Origin of the sequence: Campylobacter sp. BCW_4321, from assembly GCF_001763075.1 — a bacterium.
Classification (GTDB): domain Bacteria; phylum Campylobacterota; class Campylobacteria; order Campylobacterales; family Campylobacteraceae; genus Campylobacter_D; species Campylobacter_D jejuni.
The window spans coordinates 21,074-33,344 of sequence record NZ_MJYA01000035.1; the positions used below are offsets into that span (position 1 = coordinate 21,074).

The window sequence follows — 12,271 nt, forward strand, 5'->3', positions numbered from 1 at the left end:
ATACAATTTAATCTATAAATCTGTTATTCTTTGAAAATATTTTATTTTCTTAGGAGAAATATGACTCAGTTAAGTACTAAAATTTTATGGTTGCTTGTTGCAACTTTAGGCGCTATTTGTTTTAGTTATTTAGCTTTACAAAATGGCGAAAGTGTATCAGCGATTTATTTGGTGGTTGCTGCTGTATGTATTTATATGATAGGATATAGATTTTATGGGCATTTTGTAGCTTATAAGGTTTTAGAACTTGATAAAAATCGCGCAACACCAGCACTTGTAGAAAATGATGGGCGTGATTTTGTGCCTACAAATAAGGCTGTATTATTTGGACATCATTTTGCTGCTATTGCAGGAGCAGGTCCATTAGTAGGACCTATCTTGGCTGCTCAAATGGGATATTTGCCTTCTATGCTTTGGATTTTAGTAGGAGGAGTTTTAGCGGGTGCTGTGCATGATTTTGTTGTTCTTTTTATATCTACTCGTAGAAAAGGTAGAAGTCTTGGCGAGATGATTAAGGATGAGATGGGTAAATTTACAGGTGGAGTTGCTATGGTGGCGATTTTTGGCATTATGCTTATTATTATTGCCATTTTAGCTATGGTGGTTGTAAAAGCTTTAGCAGAATCTCCATGGGGTTTATTTACTATCGCAATGACTATTCCTATAGCAATATTTATGGGAATTTATATGCGTTTTATCCGTCCAGGTAGAGTAGGGGAGGCTTCTATAATAGGTTTTGTGCTTTTAATTTTGGCTATTCATTATGGTAGCGTTATAGCTGCTGATCCTTATTGGGCTAAAATATTTACTTTAGAAGCTCCAACTTTGGCAATTGTTATGATGGCTTATGGTTTTATTGCTTCTGTTTTACCTGTGTGGTTTTTACTTGCTCCAAGAGATTATCTTTCAACTTTTTTGAAAATCGGTGTTATTGTGGTAATGGCTGTAGCTATTGTTTTGGTTGCTCCTGATTTGCAAATGCCAAAAGCAAATACTCAGTATTTTGATGGAACAGGTCCAGTATTTGCAGGTGGAGTATTTCCATTTTTATTTATTACCATTGCTTGTGGTGCGATCAGTGGTTTTCATGCTTTGATTTCTAGTGGAACTACTCCTAAAATGCTTGAAAACGAAACTCATGCCTTAGCTGTTGGATATGGCTCTATGCTTGCTGAAAGTGCTGTGGCGATTATGGCTTTAATTTGTGCTTGTATTTTACATCCAGGTCTTTATTTTGCTATAAATTCAAGCTCTGCTTTGATAGGAACAGATGTTGTAAGTGTAGCACAAACCATTTCAAGTTGGGGATTTAGCATTACTCCTGAAGAAATTACTACTTTGACTACAAATATAGGAGAGCATACTATACTTTCAAGAACAGGTGGAGCTCCAACTTTTGCTATAGGTGTAGCTTTGATCTTGCATGAACTTTTTGGCGGCGTGGATTTGATGGCTTTTTGGTATCATTTTGCTATATTGTTTGAAGCTTTATTTATTTTAACAGCGGTGGATGCTGGGACAAGGGCTTGTCGTTTTATGGTGCAAGATATATTGGGTAATGTTTATAAACCTTTAGGAGATATTCATAATTATCCAGCTGGACTTTTGGCTACGGCTTTAAGTGTTGCAGGTTGGGGATATTTTCTTTATCAAGGTGCCATTGATCCTAAGGGAGGAATTTATACGCTTTGGCCTCTTTTTGGCGTGAGTAATCAAATGCTTGCGGGTATGGCTTTGCTTCTTGCTACAACTATACTTGTAAAAATGGGCAAGGCAAGATATACTTGGGTTACTTTAGTACCTGCGGTATTTGTCTTAGTGGCAACTCTGTATGGAGGAATTCAAAAAATTATGCCTTATGAAGAAGGCAATAAAGTAGCAAATGCGGTAAGTCATGTAGCCGCCGTTAGCATACAAAGTCAAAAAATTAAAGATTTAGAATTTAAATTAAATAACACTAAAGATGAAAAAGAAATTTCTACAATTAAAAAAGAAATTTCAATAGCCACTCAAAGTAAAGTTGGAAATTTACTTAATGCAATTCTTTGTGTGTTCTTTATGATAGCTACCTTGCTTGTTATAATTTCTTGTATAGGAATTTGCTTAGGTAAAATTAAAATTCCTCTTAAAGAAACTAAGTATATTAAGATTGATGAATTTCAAAAAATTTAAGTATTATTATGAAAAAGCCGAAAGGTTTTTTCATCCCTTGGTGGGACTTTCTAGTTATGATAAGTATTTAGAACACATGAAACAAAAACATCCAGGAAAAATTCCAAAAACCAGAGGGGAATTTTTCAAAGAATGTCTAGATAAAAAATATAATAGTGGCGGTTTAAATAAATGCTGATAAGCTTAAAGGATAAAGTTTTATCATACAAAATAAGCTTTAAGCATTTAAAAAGCCATGAATTCTTTTAAGTTCTTCAGTAATAGGCTTTTTCTTTCCATCTCTTGTAACACTTACGTAAGTTACTAAAGCCGAAGTTACATTAATGCAAGAAGTACAACCTTGAGAATCCACTCTTTGAGCTGTGACTTCTACTTCAACGCTGATTGAAGTGTTGCCCACATTTACAACTTTAGAGTAACAAGAAATTATATCACCTATAAAAACAGGTTCTTTAAAAACTACTTTATCCATAGAGATGGTTACAACGCGTTCAGGAGAAAGTTCTCTTGCTGCGATAGCTCCTGCTAAATCGATTTGTGAAAGTATCCATCCGCCAAAAATATTTCCTGCTGGATTTGTATCGCTTGGCATGGCTACAATTTTTAATTTTGGTTCTCCCATATCTCTCATTTTTACTCCTTATTTTAAAAAATGAATTATAATTAAAAAAGTTAAAAAGGAGAATAAAAGTATGAATAATTTTAAAGAAATAGCTAAATTGGTTAGAAAATACAAAGAAAGAAATAATGCGTTATATGAGTTTTTAGACAAAGAAGATGTGGGTGAGTATTTTAGATCTTTGATTTCTTTAAGCGAATTAAAACAAGATAAAACAACTATGCTAGCCATACTTAGGCGTTTGGTTGATTTAAAGGAAGAAAATTTAGTTCAAGAGTGGAAAAAAAACAACTTTAAGGAAGATAAGATTATAGAGTTAAAACATAAGTTCTATGAAGAGATTAGAAAGTTTTATGAAAAAGAACATCAAAATTTAATTAATGAAATAAAAGAGAAAAAGCTTTTAAATAATTTTTATCAGTCCTTAATACAAGGAGTGCATAATATAGGTTTAATTATGAATATTTTTGAAATTTCTTGGACTAAAGAAATTATAGAAAAAAATAATAAAATTTTATCTACTCAATTTCCAAATTTAGATGATGCAATGGAATTTTTGCGTAAAAATCGTTTATATCAAAAAACTTCAGAAGGAGAAATTTGTGAGCGAAGCTATGGTGTTTTAGTTAGAATAGGAAATTTATGGAAATTTGTTCCTTATGCGAGATTTTTCGAGAATGAAATTTTAAAATTAGAATTTGCTTTTGAAAATATGATTGATCAACTAAAAATATTTGCTAGCAACGAAGAGGAAAAAGCTTATATAGAATATTTTGAAAAATTAAAATTGGCGTTTTGCGAAAAAGATGAAGATAGGGTTATAAAAGCTTGGCAAGAAGCTGAATTTGCTTGGATGAAAGTAAAATCACCTTTACAAGTGGGACATCCTTTAGAATATTATGAAGATAATTATACTCATGCGGTGGCATTAGAATGGGATATAAGAATAGAAGATGAGAATGATTTTGATGTTTTGAAATTTGGTAGTGAAATTAAGGAAAGTTTTGAACATGTTTATAAAAATATAGGACTTGAAGATTGTGAATTAGAAAAAGAAGTTTTATCTAATATAGAAAAAACTCAACTTTATATTTGCACTCCGATGATATTTTATGGTGCTGAACTTAAAGGTTTATTCTCAGCTCAAGTCGTTCCAAATGATGAGTTTGTAAGTTCTAAGGCGGGCAAAAAAATATTTGCCTTTATAAATTTTGTATATGAAAATGCTAAAACAAAGCCTTTTATGAAAATTTCTAGCGAGATTTTTGATAAAGAATTTTTGGATTTTGGAAGAAATATTTTATTTTATCAGGAAAAAATTTGGAAAAGGGTTTATGAAGTATCAACTATAGGCCATGAATTTGGTCATATATTTTTTATTGCTAATGATACTGAAAAAACAATGAATCAGAGTGGTTTTTTTAAAAATATAGAAGAATATAAAGCTACTACAGGTGGACTTATAAATTTCTTTTATCACGAACAAGATGACTTGATAATGCCTGTTTTTCATGAACTTATAAAAAGGGCTATTGGACTTATTTCTTGGCAAAGGGTTGATGAAGTTAGACCTTATTATACAGAAGGACTTATTCATCTTAGTTTGCTTTTTGAAAGTGAAGTATTGATTTTTGAAAATAATAATTTGAAGATAAATTTTGATTTAGGGCATTATGAAAAATTTAAAGAACTAACTTTAAAAAATTATCATGAATTGGCAAAACACTATGCTTTAAGACTTGATGCAAAAGAGTTTTTAAGTAGATTTTGTGAAATTGAAGATGATATTTTTCTTCCTATTATGCCTAAGTGTAAAGAATTTGTTAAATTTTATTATGATTTATACGAGAAAATTGGTAATGAAATTGATAATAGCGGAGAATTTGAAAGATATAAGAAAAAATAATAAAGTTTTTTGAAAAAAACTTAAAAAAAGCTGTTTTTTACTTGATATTGTTTTTTAAATATGCTAAAATTAGGCGTTTCAATTAAAACAAAGGAGCTTTTATGACTAAAGCAGATTTCATTTCATTAGTTGCTCAAACAGCTGGGCTAACAAAAAAAGACGCTACTACTGCTACTGATGCAGTTATTTCTACTATTACTGATGTTTTAGCTAAAGGTGATAGCATCAGTTTTATTGGTTTTGGTACTTTTTCAACTCAAGAAAGAGCTGCTAGAGAAGCTAGAGTACCAAGCACAGGAAAAACAATTAAAGTTCCTGCTACAAGAGTTGCAAAATTTAAGGTAGGTAAAAACCTTAAAGAAGCTGTTGCAAAAGCAAGCAACAAAAAGAAAAAATAAAACTTCGGCTAGATAAATTCTAGCCTTCTTTCTTGATTGATTCGGATATTTTGCATCTTTTATTTACTTTATTTTTTTAAACTTTTATAAAACTATCATTATTAAATAAAAAAGGATATTAAAATTATGAAAGTACATGAAAAAGTAAGTGAGCTTATAGGAAATACTCCCATTATACATTTGAAAAAATTTGGTATCAATGTTTTTGCTAAATGCGAATTTTTAAATCCTAGTCATTCTATAAAAGATAGAGCAGCTTTTGAAATGATTAAAGATGCTTTAGATAGTAAAAAAATTAATCAAGATACTACAATAGTTGAAGCAACTAGTGGGAATACTGGAATTTCTTTGGCTATGATTTGTGCAGATTTGGGACTTAAATTTATTGCTGTAATGCCTGAATCTATGAGTTTAGAAAGAAGAAAAATGATAACACTCTTTGGCGCTAGGTTAGAATTAACTCCTGCAAATTTAGGAATGAAAGGAGCGGTTGATAAAGCAAATGAAATATTGTTAAATACTCCAAATTCTTTTATGATTTCTCAATTTGAAAATATTTCAAATAAAAATGCGCATCGTAAGAATACGGCTTTAGAAATTTTAAGAGATTTGGATAATAAACTTGATATTTTTGTAGCTGGTTTTGGAACTGGCGGTACTATTAGTGGAGTTGGGGAAATACTAAAAGAAAAATTAGAAAAAGTGCATATTGTTGGAGTCGAGCCTCTAAATTCTCCATTGCTTAGCAAAGGTGAAGCGGGAAGCCATAAAATACAAGGAATAGGGGCGAATTTTATACCTGCTATTTTAAATAAAGAAGTTATAGATGAAGTGATCACGGTAAGTAATGAAGATGCTATAAATACAGCCAAAGAACTTGCCAAAAGTGGTTTAATGGTAGGTATATCAAGTGGAGCAAATGTATTTGCCGCAAGTATGCTAGCAAAGAAATTTCCAGATAAAAGAATTTTAACTATGCTAAACGATACGGCTGAAAGATACCTCTCAACTGATCTTTTTGCTTAAGTATGATTATTGAGAATTTAGAAAAATTCTAAGTTCTCTTAAAATTTCTTGTGGATTTAAATCGCTAATTTCTTTATAAAAATGACCTTTTTCATCAATAAGATAAAGCATATTGCTATGTGCTATAGAATAACCCATAAAAGAATCATTTAGATCTATTTTTTGATATTGAATATTATATTGTTTTGTTATTTTTTGAAGAGTTTTTTCATCTTTTGCAATTAAAGCATCTGCTTTTGGGTAAAAGTATCGTAACCATTCGTTTGTATTACTTAAGTTATTATCTCTATTTAGATCTAAAGAAATAAAAAGAAGGTGAGCCTTAGGATTATTGATTTGCTTTAAGGCTTTGCCTACTAAACTAAGAGTTGCCGGACAAACATCAGGGCAATAAGTGTATCCAAAATAGATAATAAGCTTATCTCCTTTAAAATCTTTTAGGGTGGCTTCCTCTTTTAAATCTGATTTCAAGATAAAATCATAAGAATTTTGATGATTTTTAATAAAAAATATTACACCTAAAATAATGGCAACTATAACTATAAATAAAATAATATTTTTTTTCATTTTTTTAGCTCAAAATCAAAATAAAACCCTATGGGTTTATTATTATCCATAAATTCTACCCTAAAACGCATAGTATCTAAAACACAAGTAGCAAGAACTATTTTGCTTTCATAGTCTGTTGAATTTAATCGATGTATTTTAGGCTTAATTTCACCCATATACATATTTAATCCATAAATTTTAATTCCTAAGTTGTTATAATTTCCTAGATTTACAATCTTTAGATTTGTAACATCTAAAGATTGTAAGGGTTTAGGATTTAGGGAAATTAAGACTTCTTTATTATTAAAACTATATGTGCAGTCTTTAACATTAAGATCGCAAGTCAATGGGGTGGAAAAATCAGCTTTTGTTATTTTTTGAGAATCTTTTATTATATAAAAATCAAAAATAATATATAAAGTAGCAATAACAAAAGCAAAAGCTAGGATAAAAATAATTTTTCTCATTAATTAGAATTCTTTAGAATCAATATTTTTTAACTCTATGGTTTTGTGATTATTAAATTTTAAATCTAAATTTACCTTCATATCTTTAATAATAGGTTTTTTTAGTTTTAAAAGCATTATATGGTAACCTCCTGATTTAAGCTCTGTGCTTGAATGAGCTTTTATAATAATTTCAGGAATTTTTTGCATCATCATTTTTCCATCTTTGTGTATATGTGTATGCAGTTCACTTGCTTCACTGATATCGCTTTTGACGCCTATTAAAGCAATATCTTTATCAGTATTATTAAAAATGGTAAGAAAAATAGCACTATTTTTCGCATGAGGTGGAGTTTGTTTTACAAAAGCATTTTTTACCTCTATATCATTAACAGCCCAAAGATTTACAGCAAAAAGAGCGCCTAAGAGAAGAATTTTTTTCATATTTGCATCCTTATTTTTATAATATTAAATATTTGTTCATTATATCAAAAAATATTTTTATTTGAATATAAATTTTTTAAAATCTTTCAATGTGTATTACCTGTTTGAAAATTTTTTGCATAGTAACATCACAATCAAAGAAAAAACCAGCTGGATAAAAATTCAACCCTAAATCTAGAATCATTGGTAATACTTCTATACTATAAAATTTATAAGAATATCACCATTAACTATATAAATTTTTTAGGAATGATATCGCCTATATTAGGAATTTAAACTATAAATTTTAATCTTTAAATTAGAATAATGAGGAGAATTTTTAATTTTTATAGTAGTTTTATTGAAAATTTTTATAGGTTTTGGGTAGGCTGAAACTTCAATATTTTTTTATTAAAAGAAAAAACACAATCTTGTAAATTTAAGTCACAAGCTAGATCTTGGCATGTATTTAAGCTAAATATACTTTCTTTTTATCATATAATGCATAAAAAGCTAAAAACAAAATGCCTAAAAAGATATTTCTATAAAAATTTCTTACCACTATAGACAACCTTTTAAAACAAGCCTTTATGATTTATAAAAATTATATCATAAATAAGGTCGCATTATTAATATAATTAATATTTTTTAAGAAAAAAAATATTATAATCACAAACATTTTTGACTTAAAAAATTTTGAAATACCTAAGGAAAAACATTGTTAAAACGACTTACTTTATTAATTACACTTTCTTCATTGATGTTGCATGCCTCAGATCTTGTTAAAATTTATCTTAATCAAGGGTTAGATGCTGTTGGCGTAGCGATTGAAAAAGAATTAACTCAAAAGGATTTTTGGTTAAGTGAAATAGGAGATAAAAATATTTCACTCGGATATTATGATGATAATGTTGCTATCGTGCTTGCAAATAAAACAGATAAAATTCTCCGTGTTTATTCTTACGAGGATGGAAAAATAAGAAAAGATTTTGAACAAAAAGAAATAATAACTGGATTAATGGGCGATAAAAAAATAGAAGGAGATTTGAAAACGCCAGTAGGTTTTTATGAGCTAGGTCGTAAGTTTAATCCAGGTGATCCTTATTATGGTCCCTTTGCTTTTGCTACAACTTATCCAAATTTACTTGATAAAGTACAAGGAAAAACAGGTGGTGGTATTTGGATCCATGGCTATCCTTTAGATGGTTCTAGACTTGATGAATTTAAAACAAGAGGGTGTATTGCTTTATTTAATAACAATTTGGAGAAATTTGCACAAGTTGTGCAAGACAAAAAAGTTTTTGTTATGACAGAAGAAAAAGAAAAAATTAGAGCTAAAAAGGATCAAATAGCTAGTTTATTGGCTGATCTTTTTACATGGAAACTAGCTTGGACAAATAGTGATACTAATACCTATTTAAGTTTTTATGATGAGCAAGAATTTAAACGTTTTGATAAAATGAAATTTGAACAGTTTGCTTCCATGAAAAAATCTATTTTTTCTCGTAAAGAAGATAAAAAGATTAAATTTTCAGATATTAATATCAGCCCTTATCCGAATTTAGAAAATGAAACTATGTATAGAATTTCATTTTATGAGGATTATTACACTAAAAACTATCAGTTTAGAGGCGATAAAATTTTATACGTTAAGATAGATAGTAAAGGTAAAATGAAAATTTTAGCAGAGCAATAAATGTCTTTAATAAAAATTGATCAAAAAGCTTATGAATATAATTTAAGACATATTGCTAAAAAAATAGGGAGTTTTCAAAGATTAATTTGCGTTTTTAAAGATAATGCATATGGACATGGAGCTAAGCTTTTAGCTCCATTAGCCAAAAATTTAGGAGTTTCTTTTGTTGCTGTTAAGAGTGAAGAAGAAGCTCAAGAAATCGAAGAATTTTTTGAGAATATATTAATACTATCACATCGTCCTCATGGTAATGAAAATTCTCGATTTATTTATGCTTTAAATGATATTTCCCAAGTAAAAAAATACAAGCAAGATATAAAAATACATCTAAAAATAGATACAGGCATGCATCGCAACGGAATTTGTGTAGAAAATTTAGAGCATGCTATAAATCTTATTCGAAGTAGTGATTTAAAACTTACTGGAATGTTTACACATTTTGCTAGTGCAGATGAAATGGATGGAAGTTTTTTTGTTCAAAAAGAAAATTTTCAAAAAGCTAAAAAGATAGTAAAAAAATATTTTTCAAATTTATTATTTCATTCGCATAATTCTGCAGCATTATTTAGAGGGAAAATTCCTGAAGATGAATATTGTAGAGTTGGGCTTGTTCAATTTGGATATGGGGAATCAAATTTAAAAAGAGTTTTAAGTTTGTATGCTCATAGATTAAGTCAAAGGATTTTACAAAAAGGACAGAGTATAGGATATGGAGGCATTTTTACTGCTGCAAAGGATATGGAAGTAGCAACTTATGATTTGGGTTATGCTGATGGTCTTTTCCGTTACAATGGAAAAGGGGAGTTAGTGCTTGGAAATGGAAAAGTAATACTTGGAAAGATGTCAATGGATAGTTTTTCTTGTGAAAATTCTGGTGAGGAAATTTGCGTGTTTAAAGATGCTGATATTTGGGCTGATTTTTTTCATACTATTAACTATGAAATTTTAGTAAAATTAAACCCTAACATTCAAAGAGTTCTAGTATAAACATGTTTAATATAGTTTTAGTTCACCCTAGAATACCGCAAAATACAGGTAGTATAGGTAGAATGTGTTTTAATGCTGGTTTTAAACTTCATATTGTTAAACCAACTGTTTTTGATATTTCTCAAAAGGCTGTTAGAAGAGCAGGACTTGATTACTGGGATAAATTAGAGCCTATTATTTGGGAGAATCTTGAAGAATTTTTAAATGAAAATATGATTTATAAAAATCGCTTTTTTTTCGCAACAACTAAGAGTCAAAAAGCTTATTTTGATGCAGAATTTCAAAAAAATGATTTCTTATTCTTTGGAAGTGAGAGTTATGGCTTACCTATGGAATTAATGCAATTAAATTGGGAAAATGCTATAACTATACCTATGAAATCTTATGGAAGAAGTTTAAATTTAGCTACAAGCGTTGGTATAATCTCTTATGAAGCTTTAAGACAAAATTTTAGCAATTTTGTTTCTTAAAAGTTTCAAATTTACACAATAACTTAAAACAAATAAAATCATAAAGTCCTTTTTATAAAAATTATGTTAAAGTAAAATTTAGATTATTTTTTGAGGAGTTTGGATGAATTTAGATATTATACTAGATTTTGCCAATAAAGCGTCTGATATTATAGCTAATAAGATTGTCCCAAATACAGACATTATTATGGTAGTTTTACTTATTGTTTGTGGGCTTTATTATAGTTTTTTAACTCGCTTTGTTCAGTTTCGTATGTTGAGTTCTGTATTTAAAATTCTTACAGAAAAAAACGAAGGACACACTAAAGAACATATTTCACCTTTTCAAGCATTGATGATCTCAACTGCTTCTAGAGTTGGTATAGGAAATATCGCTGGAATTTCTTTGGCATTGGCTACAGGTGGAGCTGGTGCTTTATTTTGGATGTGGGTTATGGCATTTTTTGGTGGTGCCTCAGCATTTGCTGAAAGTACCTTAGCTCAAGTTTACAAATCAAAAGATGATACAGGCGGGTTTAAAGGTGGTCCAGCTTATTATATAAAAAAAGCCTTAGGCTCACATTTTTTTGGAGCTTTTTTTGCTTTTATTCTTATTATTACTTATGCTTATGGATTTAACGGACTTCAAAGTCAAACAATGACTTCGTCTTTTAAAGTTTATTATGATATGTTTAATCCAAATGCTGCTGTAGATTTTGCATCAAGTTCTTGGCCAATGATTATTGGTATTGTTTTAACTATTTTTGGTGCATGGATGTTTTTTTCTCACCATACTAAAATAGGTAAAATTAGTTCTTTAATTGTTCCTTTTATGGCTTTAGCTTATGTTTTACTTGCCGTGATTGCTGTTTTAATGAATTTTGATAAAATTCCTTCTGTGGTTCATATGATTTTACAAAGTGCTTTTGATTTTAAAGCGATTTTTGGTGGTTTTGCTGGTTCTGCTTTAGTTATAGGGATTAAAAGAGGACTTTTTTCAAATGAAGCAGGTATGGGCTCGGCACCTAATGCAGCTGCAGCAGCTTTGACAAGTCATCCAGCTAAACAAGGTGTTATACAAGCCTTTTCAGTTTTAATTGATGTTGTTGTTTGTACAAGTTCTGGATTTTTAGTTCTTTTTTCTATGGCATATTTAGGACTTGGAGAAAGTAAAATCGATGGTGGAATGCCTTTAGTTCAAGAAGCTATGCGTGAGTATTATGGTAGCTTTGGAATCCATTTTATTACTATAGCTATTGTTCTTTTTGCAATAACTTCTTTAATAGGAAATTATTATTATGCTCAAGCTAATGTTAAATATTTAACAAATTCCAAATTTGTAATGAATTTGTTTAGAATTACAGCTGTAGCTATGATTTTTATAGGCTCGCAAATGAATTTAAAACTTGCTTGGAATTTGGCTGATTTGACTATGGCTTTCATGGCAACGACAAATATTATATCTTTATTGCTTTTAGGTGGTATAGTAAATAAAGTTTTAAAAGATTTTAATACGCAACAAAAATCTGGTATAGATCCTAAATTTAACGCTAGTAAACTTGGAATTAAAAACGCTGAATGTTGGGATTAAAATTCATAA

General features: G+C 29.4%; 13 protein-coding genes and 1 pseudogene. 9 read left to right on the top strand and 5 right to left on the bottom strand.

From position 1 onward, the window contains the following. The first annotated feature begins 60 nt into the window (after nucleotides 1-60). Entirely contained in the window at nucleotides 61-2,172 is a 2,112-nt protein-coding gene (locus tag AJN58_RS05155) for a carbon starvation CstA family protein (RefSeq protein WP_070276244.1), read from the top strand. Next, on the top strand, nucleotides 2,153-2,350 hold the full coding sequence (gene kcuS, locus AJN58_RS05160) for a KCU-star family selenoprotein (protein ID WP_002867452.1): 198 nt from the start codon (nucleotides 2,153-2,155) through the stop codon (nucleotides 2,348-2,350). The genes AJN58_RS05155 and kcuS overlap by 20 nt, the downstream gene beginning before the upstream one ends. A 39-nt stretch (nucleotides 2,351-2,389) precedes the next feature. Here the strand turns inward: kcuS and AJN58_RS05165 are convergent, their stop codons facing one another. Continuing rightward, nucleotides 2,390-2,803, bottom strand: a complete 414-nt coding sequence (locus AJN58_RS05165) for an acyl-CoA thioesterase (protein ID WP_052949397.1) — start codon at nucleotides 2,801-2,803, stop codon at nucleotides 2,390-2,392. Between the two features lie 61 nt (nucleotides 2,804-2,864). Here AJN58_RS05165 and ciaB point away from each other — a divergent pair, with 61 nt between their 5' ends. From ciaB to cysM, 3 genes are all read left to right on the top strand, one after another. Beyond that, a complete protein-coding gene (gene ciaB, locus AJN58_RS05170; RefSeq protein WP_004305962.1) occupies nucleotides 2,865-4,697 on the top strand; it encodes an invasion protein CiaB in 1,833 nt (610 codons plus the stop codon). Between the two features lie 101 nt (nucleotides 4,698-4,798). After that, complete coding sequence (locus tag AJN58_RS05175; protein WP_002861608.1) at nucleotides 4,799-5,095, top strand: HU family DNA-binding protein; 297 nt, start codon at nucleotides 4,799-4,801, stop codon at nucleotides 5,093-5,095. Nucleotides 5,096-5,221: 126 nt separating this feature from the next. Beyond that, nucleotides 5,222-6,121, top strand: a complete 900-nt coding sequence (cysM, locus tag AJN58_RS05180) for a cysteine synthase B (protein ID WP_070210065.1) — start codon at nucleotides 5,222-5,224, stop codon at nucleotides 6,119-6,121. Nucleotides 6,122-6,127: 6 nt separating this feature from the next. On the opposite strand, the gene AJN58_RS05185 is transcribed toward cysM, so the two are convergent. The 4 genes and pseudogenes from AJN58_RS05185 to AJN58_RS05200 form a co-directional block, all read right to left on the bottom strand. Next, on the bottom strand, nucleotides 6,128-6,688 hold the full coding sequence (locus tag AJN58_RS05185; RefSeq protein ID WP_070210066.1) for an SCO family protein: 561 nt from the start codon (nucleotides 6,686-6,688) through the stop codon (nucleotides 6,128-6,130). Next, nucleotides 6,685-7,137: a hypothetical protein gene (locus AJN58_RS05190; protein WP_053872823.1), complete on the bottom strand. Its 453-nt coding sequence runs from the start codon at nucleotides 7,135-7,137 to the stop codon at nucleotides 6,685-6,687. Before AJN58_RS05190 ends, AJN58_RS05185 begins: the two co-directional genes overlap by 4 nt. A 3-nt stretch (nucleotides 7,138-7,140) precedes the next feature. Beyond that, nucleotides 7,141-7,560, bottom strand: a complete 420-nt coding sequence (locus AJN58_RS05195; protein ID WP_053872822.1) for a copper chaperone PCu(A)C — start codon at nucleotides 7,558-7,560, stop codon at nucleotides 7,141-7,143. Between the two features lie 86 nt (nucleotides 7,561-7,646). Continuing rightward, nucleotides 7,647-8,104: pseudogene (locus AJN58_RS05200) on the bottom strand (hypothetical protein). A gap of 153 nt (nucleotides 8,105-8,257) precedes the next feature. Here AJN58_RS05200 and AJN58_RS05205 point away from each other — a divergent pair. From AJN58_RS05205 to AJN58_RS05220, 4 genes are all read left to right on the top strand, one after another. Further along, entirely contained in the window at nucleotides 8,258-9,235 is a 978-nt protein-coding gene (locus AJN58_RS05205) for a murein L,D-transpeptidase family protein (protein ID WP_004305957.1), read from the top strand. After that, nucleotides 9,236-10,222 (top strand): alanine racemase, encoded by a 987-nt coding sequence (locus tag AJN58_RS05210; protein ID WP_002861602.1) that lies wholly within the window; start codon nucleotides 9,236-9,238, stop codon nucleotides 10,220-10,222. It begins immediately after the preceding gene. A gap of 2 nt (nucleotides 10,223-10,224) precedes the next feature. Further along, nucleotides 10,225-10,692, top strand: coding sequence for a tRNA (cytidine(34)-2'-O)-methyltransferase (locus tag AJN58_RS05215; RefSeq protein WP_002921721.1), 468 nt, complete (start codon nucleotides 10,225-10,227; stop codon nucleotides 10,690-10,692). A gap of 103 nt (nucleotides 10,693-10,795) precedes the next feature. Then, on the top strand, nucleotides 10,796-12,262 hold the full coding sequence (locus AJN58_RS05220) for an alanine/glycine:cation symporter family protein (protein WP_002861600.1): 1,467 nt from the start codon (nucleotides 10,796-10,798) through the stop codon (nucleotides 12,260-12,262). The last annotated feature ends 9 nt before the right edge of the window (nucleotides 12,263-12,271 follow it).